We start from the raw sequence: 24,304 nt of genomic DNA, 5'->3' as shown, positions 1-24,304 counted from the left end.
TCGGCACACACAAGATCCGCTACCGGGCCACCGACAGGGCCGGCAACACCTCCGCGGAGAAAGCCGTCGACTTCACCGTCGTCGCCCCACCGACGGACGACAGGACGCCGCCGGAGAACTCGGCGACCGTGAGCGGCGAGAAGAACGACCAGGGCCAGTACCTCGGGATGGCGACGGTCACCGTCACCGCCTCGGACACCGGCTCGGGCGTCAACACCATCGAGTACGCGATCGGGGCGGGCGGCCCCTGGCAGCCCTACACCGCACCCGTCATGGTCCACGAAGTCGGCACACACAAGATCCGCTACCGGGCCACCGACAGGGCCGGCAACACCTCCGCGGAGAAAGCCGTCGACTTCACCGTCGTCGCCCCACCGACGCAGGACAAGACGCCGCCGGAGACCTCGGCGACCGTGACCGGTGACAAGAACTCGGACGGCGCCTTCGTCACGAGCGCCACCGTCGCCGTCACCGCGACCGACGCGGGTTCCGGTGTCGACAGGATCGAGTACTCGCTCGACGGCGGACCGTATCTCGCCTACACCACGCCGGTGATCGTCGACCGGGTCGGATTCCACACCGTGCAGCACCGGGCGACCGACAAGGCCGGCAACACCTCCGAAGCGAAGAAGGCCTCCTTCACGGTCGCCGAGAGCGGCGGGGTCCCGGCGCCCAACTGCCCGGAGTTCGACGAACGGTTGACCGTCATCGTCGGCACGGTCGACACAGGCGTGCCGAACCGGGTCACCCGCTCCCGCTGCACCGTCAACGAGCTGATCGAGGACGAGAAGGACTGGACGTCCCACGCGCTCTTCCTCAAGCACGTCGACAAGGTGCTGGACAGGCTGCTGGCGGAGGGGGTCATCGACCAGCGCGAACACAAGGCGATCTACAAGGCGGCGAAGCAGTCCGGCATCGGCAAGCCGGGCCAGAACACCGGCTACCGCGACCTGTTCGACGGCACGGCGGCCTCGTTCGGCCGGTGGCAGCACGTGGGCGGCGGTTCGTTCGGCCTCAACGCCGACGGTTCGATGACCAGCGGCACCACCAGGGGCGGCCTCGGCATGCTCTGGTTCCCGCAGCGGCAGTACGGGGACTTCTCGCTGAAGCTCCAGTGGCGGGACGACGCCCCGGGCACCGGCAACGCCAACAGCGGTGTCTTCGTCCGCTTCCCGTACGTCCACGACCACCCCGAGGAGCCGCGCCCGGAGTGGGTCGCCATCAAGTACGGCCATGAGGTGCAGGTCCTGGACCGGCCCGACGGCGACATGTACAAGACGGGCTCCGTCTACGGCTTCGACCGGGTAGGCCTCGGAGGCGCGGGAGTCACCCCGAAGGGCACCTGGAACGACTACGAGATCCGCGTGGTGGGCCAGCACTATGCGGTCTACCGCAACGGTGTCCTGATCAACGAGTTCGACAACACGGCCGGCCAGGAGTTCGTCCCGCCGCGCGGCGACGATCCGGGCACCGACGGCCGCCGCTACGCGCAGGGCTACATCGGCCTCCAGGTCCACGGGACCACCGATGTGATCTCGTACCGCAACATCCGGATCAAGGAGCTGTAGCGCACCTGATCCTGTGGGGCTCCGTGGTCTGCCGCGCGCCGCGTTGTCAGCGGCGTGCGGCAGACCCGCAACCACCGGGAACCAGGGGGCAGCGTGCGGGGCCCACCACGACAGCATCAGGCGATGACGACGAGACACGGGCACATCCGGGGGCGGAGCGGGTCGGTGAAGCGGCCTACTCCTCGCGCCGGGCCCGGCTGGGCTGGACCCTCTTGGGCTCGCCCGGCATCTTCGGGTACTCCGGCGGGTACGGCAGATCACCCAGGCCGTGATCCGCCTCGTCCTTGCGGGCCAGTTCCAGCAGGCTCTCCAGGCTGAAGCGATGGCCGTCCATGTCGGCGTGGACGTCGCCGACCTCCGCGTACCGGGCGGGCATGGACTTGATGTCGAAGTCCTGCGGCACGGCGTCGTCGATCTCCTCCCAGCGCAGTGGCGCGGAGACCGGGGCGTGCGGGCGGGGTCGTACGGAGTAGGCGGAGGCGATCGTGCGGTCGCGGGCCGTCTGGTTGTAGTCGACGAAGATCCGCTCACCGCGCTCCTCCTTCCACCACTTGATGGTCACCCGCTCCGGCATGCGCCGCTCCAGCTCCCGGCCGCAGGCGATGGCGGCCCGCCGTACCTGGGTGAACGTCCAGCGAGGTTCGATCGGCACGAAGACGTGGAGACCCCGTCCGCCGGAGGTCTTGGGCCAGCCGCGCAGCCCGGCCTCGTCCAGGACGGCGCGCAGCTCGTGAGCCGCGCGTACGGCGTCCGCGTAGTCCGTGCCGGGCTGGGGGTCGAGGTCGATGCGCAGTTCGTCCGGGTGGTCGGTGTCCTCGCGGCGTACCGGCCAGGGGTGGAAGGTGACGGCTCCGAGGTTGGCGGCCCACAGCACGGCCGCGGGTTCCGTCGGGCACATCTCGTCCGCGGACCTGCCGCTCGGGAAGGTGATGTGCGCGGTGGGAATCCAGTCGGGGAGGTACTTCGGGGCGCGCTTCTGGAAGAAGGACTCGCCGGTCACTCCGTCGGGATAGCGCTCCAGGGTGGTGGGGCGGTTCCGCAGGGCACGCGTGATGCCGTCACCCACGGCGAGGTAGTACTGGACCATGTCCATCTTGGTGTAGCCCGGCTCGGGGAAGTACACCTTGTCCGGATTGGACACACGAACGGTCCGCTCCCCGACTTGCAGTTCCACCGCTCCGGCCATGCCCGCCAGCGTAGGCCGTGCCGACAGTCCCCGCATACCGGACAATCGCCGTATGGATCTGCCGGTGATGCCGCCCGTGAAACCCATGCTCGCCAAGTCCGTGGCGAAGATCCCGCCCGGGATGCAGTACGAAGCCAAATGGGACGGCTTCCGTGCGATCGTCCACCGGGACGGTGACGAGGTGGTGATCGGCAGCCGTACCGGGAAGCCGCTCACCCGCTACTTCCCCGAGCTGGTCGTCGCGCTTCGCCAGAATCTGCCGGAGCGGTGCGTCGTCGACGGCGAGATCGTGATCGCGCACGAGGGCCGGCTGGACTTCGACCGGCTCACCGAGCGCATTCACCCGGCCGACTCACGGGTGCGGATGCTCGCCGAGACGACCCCCGCGAGCTTTGTCGCCTTCGATCTGCTCGCGCTCGGCGACAAGTCCCTGCTGGACACCCCGCTGGCGCGGCGGCACGCCATCCTCACAGAGGCGCTGGGCAGCGCGCGGGAACCGGTCCATCTGGCGCCCTCCACGACGGACACGGCCGTCGCGGCGGAGTGGTTCGAGCGGTACGAGGGCGCCGGACTGGACGGAGTGATCGCCAAGCCGCTCGATCTGCCGTACCGTCCGGACGCCCGGCTGATGTACAAGATCAAGCATGAGCGGACGGCGGATGTTGTCGTCGCCGGCTATCGCTTCCACAAGAGCGGTCCGGTCGTCGGCTCGCTGCTGCTCGGTCTGCACGACGCCACGGGTGCGCTGCAGCACGTCGGCGTCTGCGCAGCGTTCTCGATGAAACGCCGCGAGGAACTGGTCGCGGAGCTGGAGCCACTGCGTATGGACGATGCGGCCGGTCATCCCTGGGCGCGCTGGTCAGAGGAGGCGGCGCACGAGTCGGCCAGGCTGCCCGGCGCCCCGAGCCGATGGTCGGGCAAGAAGGACCTGTCGTGGGTGGCCCTTCGGCCGGAGCGGGTGGTGGAGGTCGCGTACGACCACATGGAGGGCGACCGCTTCCGCCATACGGCCCAGTTCCGGCGGTGGCGGCCGGACCGCACGCCGGAGAGCTGTACGTACGCCCAGCTGGAGGAGCCCGTACGTTACGACCTGTCCCAGGTGCTGTCGGGGAACGGCTGATCACCGGCTCCCGGACATCGGAAGTGGGCGGCCGACTGCCCTTGCCGGCTTGGGAGTTACCGGCTCGCCGACCCGTGCCGCCTACTCTTGCGTAAGGAGAAATCAACGGGCATTTCCGAACAGTTGCAGCACAGAGACATCCCGGGGAGCGAACCGTGAAGCCCGTCCGGTACGTATAGAGGGGCAACAGTGCCCACGCCCGGCGACCCCCGGCGCATGTATCAGCAAAGGACCTCACGTGACCGCGTCGAACCTCGTTCCCGTCCCGATCCCCGACGGCGTCGCCGCCCTGATCGGGTCCTGCATGCCGCTCGGCATCCTGCAGGCGGAGATCGAGGCCGAATGCGCGGCCCGCGAGGCGCGTCTCTTCCGCGCCCCCTTCTGCCCCGAGGACCAGGCCGACCGCGAACATGCCCTCGCGGCCCTGGCCAGGGCGAACAAGGTCCTGGCGGCGTACAACCCGGGGCTGGTCCTGCGGCCGGGCCGAGCGTCCTGACCGGCGGAGCGCCCTGGGGTGAAGCGCGCTCAGGCCGCGGCCGGGGCAGGGCACGCAGGCGGCACACCCGCGACGGAAGGCACCCGTCACGGAGTCCCGGCGCCGGCCGCGCTCGCCTCGCCGCGCCTCGCGCGCCGCAGGCCCATGAACTCGAGTGCGGCGTGGACCGCGACCACCACCGCCCCGCTGGCCGGGGCGCCGGCCGATGTCACGCTGTCGGAACCGGTGATCGAACTGTTCCATCCCTTGGACGAGTTCACCACCGCCACACTCCGCGTGCTGGGCGGCCTACGCGGCGCCGTCCGCACTGCCTCCTAGGTCCCGGCGGGCAGGTCACGGTCTCGTGGGCAAGTGCCTTCGCGCTGTTCAGGCGATCCGCTCCCCTCCGCGGAAGGCACGGCGGTACGCGTACGGGCTCGTGCCCACCTGGCGCTTGAAGCGGTCACGGAACGACGTGGAGGAGCCGAAGCCGACCTGCGTCGCGATGCGGTCGACCGGGTGGGCGGTCGTTTCCAGGAGGTGCTGGGCCTGGCGGATGCGGGCGCGGTGGAGCCACTGGAGCGGGGTCGTGCCGGTCTGTTCACGGAAGCGGCGGTTGATCGTGCGCGGGCTCATCCCTGCGTGGTCGGCGATGTCCGCGAGGGTGAGTTCGCGGGAGGCGTTCTCCTCCATCCAGCGCAGCAGCGGTTCAAGGGTCGCACCGGCCGGGGCCGGCGGTTGTTCATGGACGATGAACTGGGCCTGGCCTCCCTCGCGTTCAAGAGGCATCACCGAGAGGCGGGCCGCGTCCGCGGCGACCGCCGAGCCGTGGTCGCGGCGGATCATGTGCAGACAGAGGTCGAGCCCGGCCGCCGCCCCCGCCGAGGTGAGGAACTGGCCGTTGTCGACGTACAGCACATCCGGGTCCACCTCGATCCCCGGGTGCATCCGGGCCAGCAGCGGCGCCCCGATCCAGTGGGTGGTGGCCCGCATCCCGTCGAGAAGCCCGGTCGCGGCGAAGACGAAGGCGCCGGCACAGATCGAGGCGATCCGGGTGCCGCTCGCGGCGGCCCGGCGCAGCGCGTCGGTCACTTCCACGGGCACCGGCACCGTCGGATCGGCGCAGCCGGGCAGGACGATCGTGTCCGCCTCGGCCAGCGCGTCGAGCCCCCAGTGCGCCCGTAGCGTGAAGACGCCCGCGTCGACCTCCCGGACCGGTGCGCAGACCCGCACCCGGTAGGCGGCCCGGCCGTCCGGCAGCCGGGTGCGGCTGAACACTTCGATCGGGGTGGACAGGTCGAAGGGGATGACGCCGTCGAGGGCGAGTACGGCCACGGTGTGCATGGCCGTAACGTAGGCGATGAACGGGATCCCGCCAACGACGGTCCGCCGGGGAATCGGCGGAAGGTCCTGTGGTGTCAGGGTGGCGGGAATCCGTTGGAAACTGGCATTGCGGCCACTGTTTCCGGCCGCCCGTCCGCCGCTAGCGTCACGCCGTGACCAAGATCCTCCTCATCGTCCATGTCCTGGCCGCGATCGTCGCCGTCGGTCCTGTCACCGTGGCCGCCAGCATGTTCCCCGCGGCTGCCCGCCGTGTCCTCGCCGAGCCCGACGACGTGCGGGGACGCGCCGTGCTCCGCAATCTCCACCGTGTCTGCCGGGTGTACGCGGTGGCCGGCGTCGTCGTGCCCGTCTTCGGTATCGCCACTGCCAACAGCCTGCACGTCCTCGGCGACACCTGGCTGATCGTCTCGATGGCCCTGACCGCGCTCGCCGCCGTCGTGCTCGCCGCGCTGGTGCTGCCACGCCAGAGGGCGGTTCTGGAAGGACCGGCCGGGATCTCGGACACCAAGCGGCTCGCCATGTACACGGGGATGTTCAATCTGCTGTGGGCCACGGTCACCGTACTGATGATCGTGCGGCCGGGTTCCACGACGAGCGTGTGACCTGGGCTCAAGGAACACCGGGCCGCATGGCCGGCCCGTCGTCGGCCGGTCGCCCGCGTGCCGTCACTCCGCGAGGAGCGAATCGGCGACGGAGGTACGGGCGTACAGCACCGAGCAACCGGCCCGGTGGGCGCTGACCAGGCCGGCGTCGCGCAGCGCGGTGAGGTAGGTCGGTGTGCGGCCGGAGCACGACGAATTCGTGCGTGCCTGCGGTGAACAGGGCGTCGCGTTCGTGCCGTTCTACGCGATCGCCGGCACGGGGCGCCAGGCAGGCGCGAGCGGAACCGAGAGCGACGAGGTACTCGCCGTCGCACGCGCGCATGGGGCGAGCGCGGCGCAGGTGCGACTGGCATGGACGCTGGACCGCGGACCGCATGTGCTGGCCATCCCCGGTACCGGCGACCCAGAACACCTGGCCGCCAACGTGGCCGCAGGCGCACTGCGCCTCTCCGAGGACGAACTGGTCGCCCTGGACGCGCTCCACCGACGAGGAGGCCGTCGAGCCGGCCGGGACGAGGCTTGCGGTGGGTGACGAACAGAGCCCACGGGTCCGGCGAGCCCGAGCCGGGCGCAGAGATCCTCGGCACCGGGGCGCATCACCGGCTCGTCGGGCACGACCGCATCCCACTGTTCGTCCGTTTCCACCTCAGGCAGCACGAACCGGACAGCAGGTGCCCTGAGTTCCGGCAGCAATCGATCAACTGTCCGACGGGCTTTCGGCGTTGGCGGAGACACGCACGGCGGCCCGCTCACTCCTCGAACGTACCGTCCACATACACCCAGGCGCCGTCCTTGCGTTCGAAGCGACTGCGCTCGCGCAGTGCGCCCGTTTCGCCGTCGTGGATGTAGCGGGCGACAAAGGTGACGGTGCCTGTGGTGTGGAACATGCTGCCGTCCGCCGTGTCCAGGATCTCCAGGCCGCTCCAGCGCGTGCCGGGGTCCAGGCCGACGGACGCCGGCCGGGTGGCGGGATGCCAGGTGCGCAGCAGATACGCCTCGTCGCCGACGACGAAGGCGCTGTAGCGGGAGCGCATGAGCAGTTCGGCGGTCGCAGCGGCGGCCCGGCCGGTGTGGAACCTTCCGCAGCAAGCGCCGTACGAGGCGGGCAGTCCACACGGGCAGGGCGACTGTGCCGTGACGGTGGGCTGTGCGGGGCGGGTGGTGCGTCGGGACATGCCCCCATTGTGTCGCGTGGTGCGTCGCACTGGGTGAATGGGTCCGCACACGGCTTCCGGGCCGACGGGGCCGTCCGTATGCTCCTGCGCCGGACGTGACAGTTACCGATGAGTAGGGGCTGGGCATGGATCGGTCGGGAACCACACGGCGCACCTTCATCGCGGGAGCCGCGGCGGCCGGGTCCGCCGCGGCGCTCACCTCCGGGGGCGGGGCGGCGCACGCGGCGCCGCGCTCGCTCCCGCCCTCCGTGGCCGTCCTCGGCGGCGGTGTCGCGGGGCTCACCGCGGCTCATGAACTCGCCGAGCGCGGCTTACGCGTGACCGTCTACGAGCGCAGAGCGCTGGGCGGCAAGGCCCGCAGCATGGACGTGCCGGGCAGCGGCAAGGGCGGCCGCGCTGCCCTGCCGGCCGAGCACGGCTTCCGCTTCATCCCGGGCATCTACCACAACCTGCCGGACACGATGCGACGCATCCCCTTTCCCGGCAACGCGAACGGCGTCTGGGACAATCTCGTGGCCCCGCCCGAGATGTCCTTCGCCCGCACCGGCCGCGAGGACCTCCGCATCCCGCTCCCCTGGCCCGGCCACCGGCCCGCCGAGCTCACACTCGACGAGATCCGTCGGGCCCTCACCGCGTTCCTCGAGACGATCGCGGGCATTCCGCTTCACGAGACGGCGTACTTCGTGAACCGCGGACTCGTCTTTCTCACCAGCTGCGACGAGCGGCGGAACGAGGCGTGGGAGCGCACGCCCTGGTGGGACTTCATCCGGGCCGAGGAGATGTCGTACGACTACCAGCGCATCCTGGCCATAGGGCTGACCCGTAACATCGTGGCCACCAAGGCCGAGGAGGCCAGCACCCGCACGGTCGCCACACTCCTCGAGGCATTTGCCTTCAACGCACTCGGGCGTGGCGCGGACGGGCCGCTCGACCGGATTCTCAACGCCCCCACCAACGAGGCCTGGATCGATCCCTGGGTGACCCATCTGGAGTCGCTGGGCGTGGAGTTCAAGGTCGGCTGGACGCTGCGTGAGCTGGCGTACGGGTCGGGCCGGATCACCGGGGCCGTGATGGAGGATCCGGACGGGGCGGGCCGTTCCATCACGGCCGACCACTACATCTCGGCCATTCCGGTGGAGCACGCCCGGCGCACCTGGGGCGCGGCGCTGCGCGCGGCTGATCCGCAGCTCGGGCGGTGCGACAAGCTGGAGACGGACTGGATGACCGGCATCCAGTTCTATCTGACCGAACGCGCCCCGCTGCTGCACGGTCATCTCAACTGCATCGATTCGCCCTGGTCACTGACGGCCATTCAGCAGGCGGAGCACTGGCCGCACCGCGACTTCCCGCAGGACTACGGCGACGGCGTCGCGGTCGACTGCGTCTCCGTGGACATCTCCGAATGGGACAGGCCCGGCATCCTCTACGGGAAGACGGCCAAACAGTGCACGCGCGAGCAGGTCGCCCGCGAGGTGTGGGCCCAGCTCAAGGCGGCCCTGAACGACACGGGGCGCCAGGTCCTCAAGGACAGCGCCCTGCACTCGTGGTTCCTGGACCCGGGTGTCGGCGGCCTCGGCACCCCGCACCCGACGAACGACGACGAGCTCCTCATCCACCCGGTGGGCACCTTCCACAACCGCCCTTCCGCGGCGACGAAGGTCCCGAACCTGTTCCTCTCCGGGGACTACGTCGCCGTGGACATCGATCTCGCGACGATGGAGGGTGCCAACGCGTCGGCCCGGGCCGCCGTCAACGCGCTCCTGGACCGGATCGCCTCACCGGCCGCGCGCTGCACGGTCAAGCCCCTCTTCCGCGCCCCGGAGCTCGACCACCTCAAGCGCCACGACCGCACGCGCCACCGACTGGGACTGCGCAACGTGTTCGACCTGGGGTGAGCCGGCCACTCACGGGCTCCCTGGCTACGCGGGCCCGGCGGCGATCGACGGCCGTGCCCGCGGGCAGCCGGGCGACACCGACCACCCGGTCCACGGATCCGCGGATCCGCGGATCCGCGGATCCGCGGATCCGTGGACCGGGACAGTCTCACGCCGCCGGTCGGTCGGGTCGTACCAGAGCCGGTACGGATCGGTGAGCCGTCCGACGGCGCTGAACCGGCGCCGCGGTGGCCGGGTGTCCGTCCATACGCGCTCTCGGTCGGGAACCGGCCGGCCCGCTGTCGGCCACTCCCGCGCAAACGCCCGGGCCACCGCCGACGGGACCGGCCGCCGAGCAGCAGCCGTCCGCGGCGGCCCATGAAGGCCTGCTCACTCATGTCCGTCCTCCCCCGGTCGAGGCGGGGATCGTCACCGCCCGTGTCGCCCCGGAGCAGACGCTCCGGGGTTCCAGGGATTCCCGTAGCCGTTCGGCAAAGCCCCGGCACCGGCCGACGCGCCACGGGTTCTCGCGGGAACGCCGCAAAAGTGACAGCGTTGGGACAGCGGACCGGCCACCGCGGCAGGGCATTCCGGCATGACGGAACACCGGCGTACCGGCGCAGGCGCACGCGCAGCCGGGCAGTGAGGAGGGTCACCGGATGAGGCTGACGATTCTCGGCGGAGGAGGCTTCCGTGTGCCGCTGGTGTACGGCGCGCTGCTCGGTGACCACGCAGACGGCCGGGTAACCCACGTCACCCTCCACGATCTCGACGCGGCCCGTCTCCGTGCCGTCGCCGCGGTGCTCGCCGAGCTGGCGAACGGGGTTCCGGACCCCCCGGAGGTCACGGTCACCACGGATCCGGACGACGCCGTGCGCGGTGCCGACTTCGTGTTCTCCGCGATCCGGGTGGGCGGCCCGGAAGGCCGCGCGGCCGACGAGCGGATCGCCCTCGCCGAGGGTGTGCTGGGCCAGGAGACGGTCGGCGCGGGCGGCATCGCGTACGGGCTGCGGACCGTGCCCGTGGCCATGGACATCGCCCGGCGGGTCGCCGCGCTGGCCCCTGACGCCTGGGTCATCAACTTCACCAATCCGGCAGGCCTTGTCACCGAGGCCATGTCGCGTGTGCTCGGCGACCGGGTCATCGGCATCTGCGACTCCCCCGTCGGGCTCGGGCGGCGCGTCGCCCGGGCGCTCGGCGCCGATCCTGCCGAGGCGGGGTTCGACTACGTCGGCCTCAACCACCTCGGCTGGCTGCGTGGACTGCGCGTGGCCGGCCGCGATGAACTTCCGCGTCTGCTGGCCGACCCCGAAGCCCTCGGCTCCTTCGAGGAGGGCCGGCTCTTCGGCGCCGATTGGCTGCGGTCGCTGGGCGCGGTCCCCAACGAGTATCTGCACTACTACTACTTCAACCGCGAGACCGTGCGGGCCTACCGGGCCGCCGAGCGGACCCGTGGCGCCTTCCTGCGCGACCAGCAGGCCGCCTTCTACGCCGACCCGTCCCTCACGAGCTGGAACCTCACCCGCGCCGAGCGGGAGGCCACGTACATGGCGGGCAGCCGGGAGGCCTCCGGTGCCGGTGAGCGCGCAGCCGAGGATCTCGAGTCCGGCGGCTACGAGAAGGTCGCGCTCGCGCTGATGCGCGCGATCGCACGTGACGAGCGCGCCACGCTGATCCTCAACGTGCGCAACCGCACGACTCTTTCGGTGCTGGACGAGGATGCCGTGGTCGAGGTGCCCTGCCTGGTCGACGCCAACGGCGCCCATCCGTTCGCGGCCGACCCGCTCCCGCGGCATGCGGTAGGGCTGGTCACCTCGGTCAAGGCCGTCGAGCGCGAGGTGCTCGCCGCGGCGGACACCGGCTCGCGCGCCGCCGCCGTCAGGGCCTTCGCCCTGCACCCTCTCGTCGACTCCGTCACCGTGGCGCGAAGGCTCCTCGACGGTTATCTGGAGGAGCACCCCGGCCTCGCCTATCTCAACCGGAAGTAGGTGTCTGTCAGATGCACGACGAACGCCGGAGGATCGAGCAGCGCGTCGAGCGCGTCCTGGAGCAGCGGATCCGGCCATTGATCCACTCGGCGGCGGTTCCGCTGAAGGTGGAGGCCTGGCAGGTGCCGGACGAGCCGGTGCCGTTCGAGGAGGCGCGGGACGCCGCCTACGAGCCGTTCGCCATGGGCACGCCGTGGGGGCCGCCCTGGGGAACGACCTGGTTCCGGGTGCGCGGCGAGGTGCCGGCGCAGTGGGCGGGCCTCAGGGTGGAGGCCTGGTTCGACCTCGGCTTCGTCAGCAGCTGGCCGGGCAATCAGGCCGAGGCGCTGGTGCATCTGCCGGACGGCACACCGGTCAAGGCCGTCAATCCGCAGAACCAGTACGTCCCCATCGCCTCCCCCGCGGCCGGTGGCGAGCAGGTCGAGTTCCTCGTAGAGGCCGCGTCCAACCCGGACATCCTCGCCGATCGCTTCCGCCGTCCGACCCCGATGGGCGACAAGCGCACGGCGGGCAGCGACCCGCTCTACACCTTCGCGCGCGCCGACCTCGCCGTACTCGACGAGCAGGTCTGGCATCTGTCGCTGGACATGCAGGTGCTGCGGGAGCTGATGCTGGAGCTGGACGAGCACGATCCGCGGCGCCACGAGATCATGCACGCCCTGGACCGGGCGCTGGACGCCCTCGACCTGGACGACATCCCGGGGACGGCGCCCCGGGCCCGGGTCCTGCTCGCGGACGCCCTGTCCCGGCCCGCGCATGCCAGCGCGCACACGATGTCGGCCGTCGGACACGCCCACATCGACAGCGCCTGGCTCTGGCCGGTGCGCGAGACCAAGCGGAAGGCCGCCCGGACGTTCGCCAATGTCACCGCCCTCGCCAGGGAGTACCCGGAGTTCGTCTTCGCGTGCTCGCAGGCCCAGCAGTACGCCTGGGTGCGCGACAACCACCCGCAGGTGTGGGCCCGTATCCAGGAGGCGGTGAAGGACGGCCGGTGGGCCCCCGTCGGCGGTATGTGGGTGGAGGCCGACGGCAACCTGCCGGGCGGTGAGGCGCTGGCCCGCCAGCTCGTGCACGGCAAGCGCTTCTTCCTCGACGAGTTCGGGATCGAGGCGGAAGGGGTGTGGCTGCCCGACTCGTTCGGGTACACCGCCGCCTATCCGCAGCTTGCGAAGCTCGCGGGGATGAAGTGGTTCCTGACCCAGAAGCTGTCGTGGAACCAGACCAACAAGCTCCCCCACCACACCTTCTGGTGGGAGGGGATCGACGGCTCCCGGGTCTTCACGCACTTCCCGCCGGTGGACACCTACAACGTCGTCTTCTCGGGCCGTGAGATGGCGCACGCGGTACGCAACTACCAGGACAAGGGACGCGGTACGCGGTCGCTCGCGCCGTTCGGGCACGGCGACGGCGGGGGCGGTCCGAACCGGGAGATGCTGGAGCGGGCGCGGCGGCTGGCCGATCTGGAGGGCTCGGCAAAAGTCGTGATCGAGCATCCGAACGCCTTCTTCGCGGCGGCGCAGGCCGAGTACCCGGACGCTCCCGTGTGGTCGGGTGAGCTCTACCTGGAGCTGCACAGGGCGACGTACACCTCGCAGGCACGCACCAAGCAGGGCAACCGCCGCAGTGAACACGCGCTGCGGGAGACCGAGTTGTGGGCGACGGCGGCAGCGCTGCGGGTGCCCGGGTACGCGTATCCGTACGCGGAGCTGGACCGGTTGTGGAAGACGGTGCTGCTGCACCAGTTCCACGACATCCTCCCGGGTTCGTCGATCGCGTGGGTGCACCAGGAGGCGGAGGCGGAGTACGCACGGGTCGCGAAGGAGCTGGAGGCGCTGACGGCTCAGGCCCTGGAGGCCGTGACCGGGGCGGGTCCGGCCGAGCCGTGGGTGTTCAACTCCGGTCCACGCGACCGGGCGGAGGTCGTCAGGGTTCCGGCCGTGCTGGCCGGTGTCCTCGACCCCGGCCTCCCCCGGCTGTCGGACGGTTCTGCCGCCCTCTTCGTCGAGGTGCCCGCCGCCGGATGCGCCCCCGTCACGTCCGACGCCCCGGCGCAGCGGCCGGTCACGGTGACCGGGCGGCGGACCCTGGACAACGGCCTGGTCCGGGTGGAACTCGCGGCCGACGGGACCTTCGCCTCCGTACGCGACCTGACCGCCGACCGCGAAGTACTGGCACCGGGCGGCAAGGGCAATCTGCTGCGGCTGCACACCGACCTGCCCAACTACTGGGACGCCTGGGACATCGACAAGCACTACCTGGGGCACTACTCCGACCTGCTGGAAGACTCCGTGATCACGGTCGCCGAGCACGACGCCCTGATCGGCGCGCTGCGCGTGGAGCGGACCTTCGGCAAGGCTTCGCGGATCGTGCAGACGGTGACCGTGCGGGCCGGCAGCCGGCGGATCGACATCGCCACGGAGATCGACTGGCACGAGACGGAGAAGATCCTCAAGGCCGCGTTCCCCCTGGACGTGCACGCGGACCGGTCCGCCGCCGAGATCCAGTTCGGCCATGTCCACCGGCCGACGCACACCAACACCAGCTGGGAGGCGGCCCGTTTCGAGGTCTACGGGCACCGCTGGGTGCACATCGGCGAGCCGGGCTACGGTGTCGCGGTCATCAACGACGCGACGTACGGTCACGACGTCTCGCGTACGACGCGCGAGGAGGACGGCGGTACGACCACGACGGTGCGGCTCAGTCTGGTGCGCGCACCCCGCGTGCCCGACCCCGGGGCCGACCAGGGACCGCACCGCTTCACCTACTCCCTGCTGCCGGGTGCGACGATCGAGGACGCGGTGACGGAGGGGTACGCGCTCAATCTGCCGTTGCGGGTCGGTCCCGGCGGTGCGGAACTGGCGCCCCTGGTGACGACGGACGGGCCGTCGGCCGTGGTCGAGGCGGTGAAGCTCGCCGACGACGGATCAGGCGATGTGGTCGTACGGCTCTACGAGTCGCTGGGCGGCCGGGCGAGGACCACTCTGCGCGTCGGCTTCCGGTTGGCCGGAGCGGTGCTGACGGATCTGCTGGAACGCCCTCTGGGAGAGCCGCCGCTCACCGTCGCGGACGACGCGGTGGGTCTGTCGCTACGGCCGTTCCAGATCCTGACGTTGCGGCTGAGGCGGAGGACAGTCCTTACGGACCTGTGACGCGGGGGCGCGGAACGGGGGCGGATCGTGATCCGCGCCGTAGCTTCTGTGACATGCGAGTTCTTGTCACTGGAGGCGCGGGTTTCATCGGCAGACAGGTCGTGTCCGCCCTCGCCGCACGCGGTCACGATCCGGTCGTCCTGGATGCCCTGCTGCCCGCCGCCCACCCCGGTCCCCCCTCCTCGGTCCTCGGGTCGGTCCCCGGCGACGTCCACGCGGACGTCCGCGACCGCGCTGCGGTCGCACGGGCCCTGAGAGGTGTGGACGCGGTCTGTCACCAGGCGGCGATGGTCGGCCTGGGGCAAGGCTTCGCCGACGCGCCGGAGTACGTGTCCTGCAACGACCTCGGCACGGCGGTGCTGCTCGCGGCGATGGCGGAGGCCGGGGTCCGTGATCTGGTGCTCGCGGGGTCGATGGTCGTGTACGGCGAGGGCCGCTACGACTGCCCGGCGCACGGCCCGGTCCGGCCGGGCCCGCGATCGCCGGCCGCGCTGGAGGCGGGCCGGTTCGAACCCTCCTGCCCGGTCTGCGACCGGGAGCTGACGCCGGGCCTGGTGCGCGAGGACGCCCCGGTCGATCCACGGAACGTGTACGCCGCGACCAAGCTCACCCAGGAGCATCTGGCGGCTGCCTGGGCCCGGGCGACGGGCGGCCGGGCGGTGGCGCTGCGCTACCACAACGTGTACGGGCCGGGGATGCCGCGCGACACGCCGTACGCGGGCGTCGCCTCCTTCTTCCGCTCCGCGCTGGAGCGGGGCGAGTCGCCACGGGTCTTCGAGGACGGGCGCCAGCGGCGGGACTTCGTGCACGTGCGGGACGTCGCGGACGCCGATGTGGTGGCTCTGGAGGCGGTGGGCGGCCGGGAGCCGGGCACCTTCACCGCGTACAACACGGGCAGCGGCACCCCTCACACGGTCGGGGAGATGGCGACCGCGCTCGCCACGGCGCACGGCGGGCCCGCCCCGGTGGTGACGGGCGAGTTCCGCCTCGGGGACGTACGGCACATCACCGCCGACTCGGGCCGGCTGAGGGCCGAGCTGGGCTGGCGGCCGTCGGTCGGCTTCGCGGAAGGGATGACGGAGTTCGCGAAGGCGGGGCTGCGAGGTGTCCTCTCGTGAGTGTGACCGTGGATGTCGTACTTCCCTGTCTGGACGAGGCGGAGGCGCTCCCGTGGGTCCTGGCACGGATCCCGGAGGGCTGGCGGACCCTGGTCGTCGACAACGGTTCTACGGACGGGTCGGCGGACCTCGCCCGGTCGCTGGGCGCGACGGTGGTGCACGAGCCGCGCCGTGGCTTCGGCGCGGCCTGCCACACGGGCCTGCTCGCCGCCGACGCGGAGTACGTCTGCTTCTGCGACTGCGACGCCTCGCTGGATCCCGGTCTGCTGCCCGGCCTCGTACGGCGGGTCGCGGACGGCGAGGCGGATCTGATGCTGGGGCGGCGGCGTCCGCAAGTGCGCGGCGCCTGGCCTCCGCACGCGCGCGCCGGGAACCTGGCACTGGCCCGGATGACACGCCGCCGCACCGGACTCGGTCTGCGCGACCTGGGTCCCATGCGCGCGGCGCGCCGCAAGGACCTCCTCGGCCTCGGGCTGACCGACCGCCGCAGCGGCTATCCGCTGGAGATGGTGGTACGTGCCGCGGACGCGGGGTGGCGGGTCGGCGAGGTCGACGTGCCCTATCTGCCGAGGGCGGGGCGGTCGAAGGTCACCGGAACATGGCGGGGCACCTGGCAGGCGGTGCACGACATGCGGAGCGTGCTCGCGGACGGGCCGGCGCCGGGCGGTGCGTCATGAGCACACTCATGGTGATCGCGAAAGCTCCGGTGCCGGGGCGGGTCAAGACCCGCCTCACCTCCCGGTACACGCCCGAGGAGGCCGCAGCACTGGCCGAGGCGGCGCTCGTCGACACGCTGGAGGCGGTACGGGCCACGGCGGCGACGCGCCGGGTCCTGGTGCTCGACGGTACGCCGGGCCGCTGGCTGCCGTCCGACATCGAGGTCCTGCCGCAGCTCGCGCGCGGCGGCCTGGACCAGCGGCTGGCCGCCGCGTTCGCCGCGTGCTCGGGCCCGGCGCTCCTGATCGGGATGGACACCCCTCAGGTGACACCGGCGCTGCTCGCCACAGGGCTGGAACTGGCCCGTGGCGAAGCCGTGTTCGGGCCGGCCGAGGACGGCGGCTTCTGGGCGCTGGGGCTCGCCGAGTCCGACCCGGCGCTGGTCTCCGGGGTGCCGATGTCCATGCCGGACACGGGCGCGTTGCAGCGGCGGCGGCTGGTCGCGGCCGGGCTGACGGTGCGTGATCTCCCGGTGCTGAGGGACGTGGACACGCCCGCGGACGCGCGGCTGGTGGCGGACGGCGCGCCGCACAGCCGTTTCGCGGCCGAGGTCACGCGGTTGGCGCGCGAGGGGGCCCGATGAGCGTCACGACGGCGTGGCGGGCCGACCCGTACGACGACGCGCTGCGCACCGGTCGCGGGCCTCTCTTCCTCAGCCGTCCCGACGGCTGGCTGCTGCCCCTGGAGGTCGAGCGCTGGTGCGCGGCCCCGGACGCGGCCGACCGCACCGTGCTGGACCGCTGCCGGGGTCCGGTCCTGGACATCGGCTGCGGGCCCGGACGGCTGGTGGCAGCGCTGGCGCGGGTGGGACGGCCGACTCTCGGGGTCGACGTCAGCCCCGCGGCGGTGGCGCGTGCGGTGCGCTCGGGCGGCAGTGCGCTGTGCCGCTCGGTCTTCGATCCGCTGCCGAGGGAGGGCAGTTGGGGAACGGCTCTGCTGATCGACGGCAACATCGGCATCGGCGGAGACCCACGCGCACTGCTGTCCCGGGTCGCCGAGCTCGTCGCACCGGACGGCGTGCTCATAGCCGAGGCCGCCCCTGTGGAAGTGGACGAGCGGGTCGACGTCCGGGTGGTCGACGGCAGCGGAGGGCTTGGGGCGTCCTTCCCGTGGGCGAGGGTCGGCCTGTCCGCCCTGGCCGGGCATGCGACCGCCACGGGCTGGGCGCGCACCGAGCCGTGGACCGCCCAGGGGCGTACGTTCGTGTGCCTGTCCCGTGGTGTCGGTCCCCGCCGCGAGGAGACACACGGTTCACTCGTCGTATGAACACGGCAGATGTGCTGGCGGATGCCTTCGGACGCGTCCACGAGGCGGTGCACGAGGCGGTCGAGGGAGTGCCGGTGAAGGATCTGCACGCCCGCGTCGACCCGGGTGCCAACACCATCGCCTGGCTCGTGTGGCACCTCACCCGGATCCAGGACGACCATGTCGCCGACGCGGCCGGCCGGGAGCAGGTGTGGCTGTCGCAGGGCTGGGCGGACCGCTTCGGGCTCCCGTTCGACGAGACGGACACCGGGTACGGTCACAACGCCGAGGAGGTCGCGCAGGTCCGGGTCGACCCGGCCGGCCTGCTGCTCGGCTACTTCGACGCCGTTCATACGCAAACCGTGGAGTTCGTCGGTGGCCTGACGGGCACGGCCCTGAACCGGGTCGTGGACGACGCGTGGTCCCCGCCGGTGACCCTGGGCGTGCGGCTGGTGAGCGTCATCGCCGACGATCTCCAGCACGCCGGCCAGGCGGCGTTCGTCAGGGGGGTGCTCGAGCGGCGCTGACCCGCTTCGGCGGCTCCCGGCTCCCCGTGACCTGCGGCCGGGCGATGCCTGGAAGCCTCAGCCCGATCGTACGGTGAAGCCGAACACCACGGACTGCGGGTTGTGGTCCGACAACGGCTCTCCCCCCGAGTCCAGGAACGCGTCGTGCTCGTTGGCATAGGACGTCGCGTTCAGCGTCACCTCTCCACCGCTGCGGTAGAAGACCTTGTCGACGACCTCGCACTCCTCGGAGTCCTTGCACGTCGGCGCGTTGTCGTCCACCCCTGGCGTGATCCCGTCCTTGACCAACTGCACCCAGGGGTCGGCAAGGCCGTTGTCGTCGCGCAGTTGGCGGATGCTGTCACCGGACCGGGTGTAACGGCTGTTGGTGTCGCCCATCACGATCACCGCGCGTCCGGCGGAGTGCTTCTTGATGTAGGCGGACAACTGAGCGATGTTGTCACGGCGAACGCGCAGCTTCTTCTCAGTGTCGGAGCCCGCGTTCATGTGCGCGTTGTAGAGGTCGAGCGTGGCTCCGCCCGGAAGTTCGAGCTGGAGATAGGTGAAGCCTTTGGGAGTCAGGCAGTTGGATTCGGTGCACCGCTTCCAGGCCACTCGGTCGAGCTTCTTGAGTCTGAAGTCGGAAAGCGTGTTGAGTCCGTCCGAGAAGGGCACGCCGGGAACCCACACGGGAACGGACGGCGTCGTCCGGTGGGGATGCTCGTCGTGCTTGATCAGGTCGGCGTGGTAGGCGAAGTCCTCCTGCACGTTGACCAGATCGTAGGCGTTGATGCGCGAGGAGATCTTCTTCGTGTTGACTGCGGGCCTGCTGCCCGAGAGGGGCTCGGGGAGGCCGGCGACGTTGTACGTCAGCACGCTGAAGGTGCCGGTTGCCCGAGCATACGGGGCGTCCTGCCCGTACGCGGCAGGGCTCAGGGCCAAGGTCGTGCTGATGGCCAGTAAGCCCGCGGCCAGCAGCGGGTTCTTGCTCGTCATCGGTCGCCCGGACACATCTCTGCCCTTCTGTGGAGCGGTGGGGTGGGACACAGGCCGTGCCGATCGCCGCTGCCTCGGCGCCCGGTGTCCACCGGCGTTCCGCCGGGCGGTCGGTCCGTGAGGCAGCAGGGCGAGGCGACGATACCCGCGGTGTTCGTCCGACACCAGAGTGCGACCGGCTCAGGGCTTGTCGCAACGCGCTGCCCGGGCCTTCTCCTCAGGGCGTGAGCGGTGGCGCGCCGGCCACTTCGACAGCGCACGTGCCGCACGGGGCAGCAGCAGCGCCGCGGCGGTCAGCACGGCGACGGCGCCCAGCGTCAGCAGCCAGTTGCGGAGATAGTCGAGCGGCAGCGCCGAGGGATTCGTCGGCGCACCCGGGCGCAGCAGCGGCGGAAGGGCGATCAGGGTCAGGGCTCCGCAGACGATCAGGGCCGTCCGGAGGACGCCGCGGGCGGGAAGCGCCGCGAGCAGCAAGCCCACTGCGAGGACGAGGGGCGCGATGACGCCGTCGTGGAGGACGATCGCGCCCACCAGCCACACCACCACCTCCCAGGGATCCCGCACGTAGCCCGCGCCGAAGAGCAGCCAGGCCCCGAACCCCGTCACCGCGACGCCGGCCGCGCCCACCACGAACCGCAGCATCACCGCACCTCCAGCCGCGTGACCCACTTGGTCTGGAGGACGCCGGGCCGGTTCGGAGCGATGATGCAGGCCGGGAAGCCGTGGTCCGGGGAGAGGGTCTCGCCGTTCAGGCGCAGCGCGAGCAGCGTCAGCGGATCGCGCGCGTAACCGCGGCCCATCTCCATGATCCGGTACGCCCCGCGTCTCTCCAGTGACTCCACGCGCAGCAGCGCGCCGGGCGGCGCCCCGGCCCGGTCCAGCAGATCCCGGATCCGTACGCCCGTCCAGACGGCCGACTTGCTCCAGCCTTCGACACAGGCGATCGGCAGGGTCACGGTGTGCTGGGGCATGGCCCGGAGTTCGTCCAGGGACAGCTCGTAGGAACGGGGCCCGGCCACCGTCAGCCGCCAGTGCGCCGCCGACACCCCGGTGACCCGGGCCGCCGCCGCGGTGCGGTTGACGGGCAGGCCCTGCGGGCCGTGGTCCGGGTGACGCGGCGCCAGCAGGTCGAAACGCCTCAGCGGGGTGAACGACTGCCCCACCGTGACCAGGGTGACCGCGCCGACGGCCGCCGCGACGCCCGCCAGGAACGACCTCCGGTCCGGCCCGTCCTGCGCCGGGAGTTCGAGTGTCCCGGGCGAGCGACGGCTCCAGTGCGCCTTGATCTCGGGCGCCTTCACCGCGAGGTGCAGCAGCAGTGCACCGACCAGCACCCAGGCCACCGCGTAGTGCACGGGCACGAAGGAGAACGGCCAGGGATACCACTGCACGGTGTTCAGCAGCCCGCTGAACAGCTGGAACACGGCCGCTGCGGCCAGTACGACCACGGCCACGACAGCCGCTCCGGCGCGTGGCGCACGGAGCGGACCGGCGGCCACGCGAACAGTCGCTGTACAGGGTCCACAGCTTCGCCATCAGCAGCGGGATCGCGGCGATGCCGCTCGCGACGTGCAGCCCCTGGGTCAGCCGGTAGCCCCGGACCGGGCGGGGCGGCACCTCCGGAACCGGTCTTCGTGCCGGGTCGGGCGCCTTACGGATCTCTGACGTCGGCGGGCGAGGCGCCGCCCGGGCGGCCCCCGCCTGCCACGCTGAACAGGTGATCTCCCCGCGAACCCTCGTGACCGGCCTGCTGCTGACCGCCCTCACCGCCGCGCTGGCTCTCACCGTCCGCCAAGACGGCTACTTCTGGGACCCCGTCGCACTGAGCTGGTGGTACGCGGCCTGCTGGCTGCTCTTCGCACTCGCGGTGTGGACCCTGCGGAAGGCGACGGTCCGTCATGCCGTGACACTGGTGCTCGGCGGCTCGGTCGTCGTCGCGGCGACGGGGCTCCTCGCTCCCCCGCGCACCAGCACCGACATGTACCGGTACGCCTGGGACGGGCGCGTGCAGGCCGCCGGGATCTCGCCGTACGACCATGTGCCGGCCGATCCCGCGCTGGCCGCCCTGCGCGACGACTGGCTCTTCCCGAGAGGAGCGGAGTGCGCGGTCCCGGACCGGGCCGTGATCGCCGCCGCCAGGGGCGGGTCCAGGGACGTGCACTGCACCCGGCTCAACCGGCCCGCCGTCCCCACCATCTACCCGCCGGTGTCGGAGGGGTACTTCCTGCTGGTGGACGTGCTGTCACCGGACGGTGCCCGGCACAAGCCGCTGCAGACGGGCGGTGCGTTGCTGTCGGTCGGCGTGACAGGCGCGCTGCTGCTGGTGCTGCGCCGACGAGGGGCCGATCCACGGCATGCCGCGTACTGGGCATGGTGCCCCGCGGTCCCGTTCGAGGCCGTCAACAACGCCCACGCCGACGTCCTTGGAGTGCTCATGGGGGTGGCCGGCCTCGCGGCGGTCGGACGGCACCGGGCCGTCGGCGGTGCCCTGCTCGGCGCGGCGACCGCGACCAAGCTGATGCCCGCCGTGCTGCTGCCGGGCGCGCTGTCAGGGGTGCGCAGACGGCGTGACGCCGCCGCGGTGCTGCTTCCCGCGGCGGCCGTGGTCGGACTGGCCTATCTCCCTTACGCGCTGCTCTCCCGAGGTTCGGTCCTCGGCTATCTGACCGGCTACGTCGAGGAGGAGGGGTACGGGGACGCCTCGGCGCGCAGCCGGTACGCGCTGCTGCGGCTGGTGCTTCCGGACGACTGGGCGCCGTGGGTCATGGCCGCGGGAATGCTGTGCGCGGTCGGGTACGTGCTGCTGCGCGGGAATCCGGAACGGCCGTGGAGCGGTGCACTGCTCGTCACCGGCGTCGCGTTCCTGCTGCTGACACCTCCCTACTCGTGGTACGCGCTGCTGCTGATCGCGCTCGTGGCCCTGGACGGCCGTTGGGAGTGGCTGACGGTGGCCGCGGCGGGGGCCGCGAAATACGTCACCGCCCAGTCGGGAGCCGACCCGGACACCGTCAGCGCCACGGCCTACGGGATCGCGGCCTGCGCGGTGATCACGGGCTGGGTCCTGCGACGAACGCGCGGTGCCGACGCCCCGGGTGGGCGCCCGGCGGTGGAACCGCACCCCCACTCGGAGGGCGAGGTTGACGTTGCCCCGGGGGGCAGGGTTTGGCGTCACGTCAGGAGGTGGGCATGAGAATCAGCGAGCCGACGCGATCGTTCCGTCGCGCCGCCCCCCAGGCCACCGACCACCCGCTACCGGCCACCGCGCGGGTTTGGCCAAACCCGTTGTCTTTACGTCCCGTTGAGCGCAGTCCTACGCTCCCGCCCCATGGACACCTCCGGCATACGTCTTCCCAGAGCAGCCCTGGCGCTCGCCACCGCGGGCGCCCTGCTCTTCAGCGGTCTCCTCGTCCCGGCGTCATCCGCCTCGGCCACCGTGTCCGGGGAACCGGTGACCGAGAACGCCACCGTCGTGCCCGTACAGACCACGGGCCCGGCGGACAAGCGCTTCAACCTCGTCCTCCTCGGCGACGGTTACACCGCCGCGGGCATGGACAAGTTCCGCGCCGACATCGACAAGCACCTCAATGTGCTGTGGAGCACCGAGCCGTTCGCCTCGTACCGTTCGTACATCAATGTCTGGGCGGTCGAGGTGCCGTCCCCCGAATCGGGTGTCGACTGCGACCCGTCGCTGGACGCGCCCCGCCGTGACACCCCGCTGAACATGGGCTTCTGGAACGGCTGCAACCCGGACAGTGTGCAGCGCCTGCTCACCGTCGACAGCGGCGCGGCGACCGCGCTGGCCGACCTGGTCGGCGGCACGACGAGCGCCAACCGCCAGATCGTGGCGCTCGGGAACAGCGACACCTACGGCGGGGCGGGCGGTGCGTACGCCACCGCATCCGGCGGTAACGCCCTCTCGTCGCTCATCACCCCGCACGAGATCGGCCATTCTCTGGGCAAGCTCCAGGACGAGTACGACTACTACGGCCGCGGTGTCCCCGGCGGCACGTACTCGGGCGGCGAGCCGTCCTCCGCGCATCACACCCTGCTCACCGAACAGCAGATGCGGGAGCAGCGCGCCAAGTGGTGGCGCTGGCTGGGCGAGAGGAGCGAGTCGGGCGGGGTCATCGGCCGCCACGAGGGCGGGATGTACAGCACCAAGGGTGTCTGGCGGCCCAGCAAGCACTCCATCATGAAGACCCTGGGCTACGCGTTCGATCAGGTGGGGCGCGAGATGATGGTCCAGGCGATCTCGGCGAAGGTGAACCTGGTCCAGGGCCACAGCCCGAACACGGCCCCCGTCGGCCCCGACCGGACGGTGTGGGTCGACACCCTGCACCCGCTCGGCGGGGAACTCGACGTCGTCTGGCGGCTCGACGGCCGCCCGCTGCGAGAGGCCCGGGGCGCCCGCACCCTGGATCTGCGCCGGCTCGGCATCCAGCGGGGTACGCACACCCTCACGGCCACCGTCACCGACCCCACCCCGTTCGTACGCGACCCCGCCGTCCGCGCCTCGGCGGCGCTGACCCGGACCGTCGGCTGGACGGTCGACACCTCCGTGCGCACCACGCACACTCCGGTCCCGGCCGCCTTCACCGGACACACCGCCACCGACGGCCCGGTCGGCGCCGCGTCCGTCGTCCACGCCGACACGACACACCCGACGGACCGGACGTACACGGTCCGCTGGTCGCTCGACGGCCGACCCGTCCCGAACCCCGGCAACGACCGGGACCTGGACCTCGGCGCGCTGCGGCTGAGCCCCGGGACCCACAGCCTCACGGCCGCGATCGCCGGGTCGTCCACCGTGCTGCGCTGGGTGGTGGACGCCACGCCCGCGAGAGGATCGTACGAGTTGTCGCAGCCGCTGCGGACGGTGCACCGGCCCGGCAGGCCGCCCGAGTACGTCTACGACGGACCGTTCACCATGCGGCTGACCGCGCGTGACGACCAACCCGGCACGGTGGTCTCTCAGTTCCGGGTGGACGGCGACGGCTGGTACACGTACTACGGCTGGCCGACCGACGCCGACGCGCCGTTCCGTTTCACCCCTGGCGGAACCGTCATCGACGATCTCGTCTACGGCAAGCTCGGCACTCCGCGTGCCGTGCCCTGGGACGACGCCACGCCCGACCACGGCACCCACACCGTCGAGCACCGGACGATCGACGCGGCCGGAAACGTCGGCAGGGCGACGAGTTTCCTCGTCACCCTGCTGCCCCGCGGCTGACTTGGGCCGGT

At 71.5% G+C, this 24,304-nt stretch carries 20 protein-coding genes and 3 pseudogenes; 16 read left to right on the top strand and 7 right to left on the bottom strand.

Annotated features, from left to right (window positions below; translation table 11 throughout):
* Nucleotides 1-1,568 (top strand): OmpL47-type beta-barrel domain-containing protein (locus ACFU5O_RS06630; protein ID WP_384237162.1); only part of this gene is annotated, 1,568 nt, incomplete at its 5' end.
* 175 nt (nt 1,569-1,743) lie between these two features.
* Here ACFU5O_RS06630 and ligD read toward each other — a convergent pair.
* Nucleotides 1,744-2,754 carry a non-homologous end-joining DNA ligase gene (gene ligD, locus ACFU5O_RS06625; RefSeq protein ID WP_384237160.1) on the bottom strand — a complete coding sequence of 337 codons (1,011 nt, stop codon included), beginning with the start codon at nt 2,752-2,754 and terminating at the stop codon, nt 1,744-1,746.
* Nucleotides 2,755-2,806: 52 nt separating this feature from the next.
* Here ligD and ACFU5O_RS06620 point away from each other — a divergent pair, with 52 nt between their 5' ends.
* From ACFU5O_RS06620 to ACFU5O_RS06610, 3 genes are all read left to right on the top strand, one after another.
* A complete protein-coding gene (locus ACFU5O_RS06620) occupies nt 2,807-3,874 on the top strand; it encodes an ATP-dependent DNA ligase (RefSeq protein ID WP_384237158.1) in 1,068 nt (355 codons plus the stop codon).
* A 238-nt stretch (nt 3,875-4,112) separates the two neighbouring features.
* Nucleotides 4,113-4,370, top strand: coding sequence for a hypothetical protein (locus tag ACFU5O_RS06615; protein ID WP_384237155.1), 258 nt, complete (start codon nt 4,113-4,115; stop codon nt 4,368-4,370).
* Nucleotides 4,371-4,388: 18 nt separating this feature from the next.
* Entirely contained in the window at nt 4,389-4,688 is a 300-nt protein-coding gene (locus ACFU5O_RS06610) for a hypothetical protein (protein WP_384237153.1), read from the top strand.
* A gap of 48 nt (nt 4,689-4,736) precedes the next feature.
* Here ACFU5O_RS06610 and ACFU5O_RS06605 read toward each other — a convergent pair whose 3' ends face one another.
* A complete protein-coding gene (locus ACFU5O_RS06605; RefSeq protein ID WP_384237151.1) occupies nt 4,737-5,693 on the bottom strand; it encodes a GlxA family transcriptional regulator in 957 nt (318 codons plus the stop codon).
* 152 nt (nt 5,694-5,845) lie between these two features.
* On the opposite strand from ACFU5O_RS06605, the gene ACFU5O_RS06600 reads away from it, so the two are divergent.
* Complete coding sequence (locus ACFU5O_RS06600; RefSeq protein WP_384237149.1) at nt 5,846-6,295, top strand: hypothetical protein; 450 nt, start codon at nt 5,846-5,848, stop codon at nt 6,293-6,295.
* A 63-nt stretch (nt 6,296-6,358) separates the two neighbouring features.
* Here ACFU5O_RS06600 and ACFU5O_RS06595 read toward each other — a convergent pair.
* Nucleotides 6,359-6,463, bottom strand: a pseudogene (locus tag ACFU5O_RS06595) (ArsR family transcriptional regulator); the annotation flags it as partial.
* A gap of 1 nt (nt 6,464) precedes the next feature.
* Between ACFU5O_RS06595 and ACFU5O_RS06590 the strand changes: the two are divergent.
* Nucleotides 6,465-6,827, top strand: a pseudogene (locus ACFU5O_RS06590) (aldo/keto reductase); the annotation flags it as partial.
* 217 nt (nt 6,828-7,044) lie between these two features.
* On the opposite strand, the gene ACFU5O_RS06585 reads toward ACFU5O_RS06590, so the two are convergent.
* Nucleotides 7,045-7,470, bottom strand: a complete 426-nt coding sequence (locus ACFU5O_RS06585; RefSeq protein ID WP_384237147.1) for a YchJ family protein — start codon at nt 7,468-7,470, stop codon at nt 7,045-7,047.
* Between the two features lie 125 nt (nt 7,471-7,595).
* On the opposite strand from ACFU5O_RS06585, the gene ACFU5O_RS06580 reads away from it, so the two are divergent.
* From ACFU5O_RS06580 to ACFU5O_RS06545, 8 genes are all read left to right on the top strand, one after another.
* Nucleotides 7,596-9,365, top strand: a complete 1,770-nt coding sequence (locus ACFU5O_RS06580) for an FAD-dependent oxidoreductase (RefSeq protein WP_384237145.1) — start codon at nt 7,596-7,598, stop codon at nt 9,363-9,365.
* Between the two features lie 638 nt (nt 9,366-10,003).
* Nucleotides 10,004-11,332, top strand: coding sequence for a 6-phospho-beta-glucosidase (locus tag ACFU5O_RS06575; RefSeq protein WP_384237143.1), 1,329 nt, complete (start codon nt 10,004-10,006; stop codon nt 11,330-11,332).
* Between the two features lie 11 nt (nt 11,333-11,343).
* Entirely contained in the window at nt 11,344-14,481 is a 3,138-nt protein-coding gene (locus ACFU5O_RS06570) for an alpha-mannosidase (RefSeq protein WP_384237140.1), read from the top strand.
* 53 nt (nt 14,482-14,534) lie between these two features.
* On the top strand, nt 14,535-15,599 hold the full coding sequence (locus ACFU5O_RS06565) for an NAD-dependent epimerase/dehydratase family protein (protein ID WP_384237137.1): 1,065 nt from the start codon (nt 14,535-14,537) through the stop codon (nt 15,597-15,599).
* On the top strand, nt 15,596-16,276 hold the full coding sequence (locus tag ACFU5O_RS06560) for a glycosyltransferase family 2 protein (RefSeq protein ID WP_384237135.1): 681 nt from the start codon (nt 15,596-15,598) through the stop codon (nt 16,274-16,276). Before ACFU5O_RS06565 ends, ACFU5O_RS06560 begins: the two co-directional genes overlap by 4 nt.
* Complete coding sequence (locus ACFU5O_RS06555) at nt 16,273-16,899, top strand: DUF2064 domain-containing protein (RefSeq protein WP_384237132.1); 627 nt, start codon at nt 16,273-16,275, stop codon at nt 16,897-16,899. The genes ACFU5O_RS06560 and ACFU5O_RS06555 overlap by 4 nt, the downstream gene beginning before the upstream one ends.
* Nucleotides 16,896-17,582, top strand: a complete 687-nt coding sequence (locus tag ACFU5O_RS06550) for a methyltransferase domain-containing protein (RefSeq protein ID WP_384237129.1) — start codon at nt 16,896-16,898, stop codon at nt 17,580-17,582. Before ACFU5O_RS06555 ends, ACFU5O_RS06550 begins: the two co-directional genes overlap by 4 nt.
* Nucleotides 17,579-18,088, top strand: coding sequence for a DUF664 domain-containing protein (locus tag ACFU5O_RS06545; protein ID WP_384237127.1), 510 nt, complete (start codon nt 17,579-17,581; stop codon nt 18,086-18,088). The genes ACFU5O_RS06550 and ACFU5O_RS06545 overlap by 4 nt, the downstream gene beginning before the upstream one ends.
* Nucleotides 18,089-18,145: 57 nt before the next feature.
* Here ACFU5O_RS06545 and ACFU5O_RS06540 read toward each other — a convergent pair whose 3' ends face one another.
* From ACFU5O_RS06540 to ACFU5O_RS06530, 3 genes and pseudogenes are all read right to left on the bottom strand, one after another.
* On the bottom strand, nt 18,146-19,063 hold the full coding sequence (locus tag ACFU5O_RS06540) for an endonuclease/exonuclease/phosphatase family protein (protein WP_384237125.1): 918 nt from the start codon (nt 19,061-19,063) through the stop codon (nt 18,146-18,148).
* Between the two features lie 180 nt (nt 19,064-19,243).
* Complete coding sequence (locus ACFU5O_RS06535) at nt 19,244-19,705, bottom strand: hypothetical protein (RefSeq protein WP_384237124.1); 462 nt, start codon at nt 19,703-19,705, stop codon at nt 19,244-19,246.
* A pseudogene (locus ACFU5O_RS06530) lies at nt 19,705-20,680 on the bottom strand (molybdopterin-dependent oxidoreductase); the annotation flags it as partial. The gene ACFU5O_RS06535 and the pseudogene ACFU5O_RS06530, both read right to left, overlap by 1 nt.
* A gap of 100 nt (nt 20,681-20,780) precedes the next feature.
* On the opposite strand from ACFU5O_RS06530, the gene ACFU5O_RS06525 reads away from it, so the two are divergent.
* Together ACFU5O_RS06525 and ACFU5O_RS06520 are read left to right on the top strand one after the other, a co-directional pair.
* On the top strand, nt 20,781-22,253 hold the full coding sequence (locus tag ACFU5O_RS06525; RefSeq protein ID WP_384237122.1) for a glycosyltransferase 87 family protein: 1,473 nt from the start codon (nt 20,781-20,783) through the stop codon (nt 22,251-22,253).
* Nucleotides 22,254-22,388: 135 nt separating this feature from the next.
* A complete protein-coding gene (locus tag ACFU5O_RS06520; protein ID WP_384237120.1) occupies nt 22,389-24,293 on the top strand; it encodes a M64 family metallopeptidase in 1,905 nt (634 codons plus the stop codon).
* Nucleotides 24,294-24,304: the final 11 nt, after the last annotated feature.

Source organism: Streptomyces sp. NPDC057445, from assembly GCF_042802855.1.
Taxonomy (GTDB): Bacteria; Actinomycetota; Actinomycetes; order Streptomycetales; family Streptomycetaceae; genus Streptomyces.
Note: the sequence above shows the minus strand (reverse complement) of the source record. Positions and strands in the feature narration are given on the sequence as shown.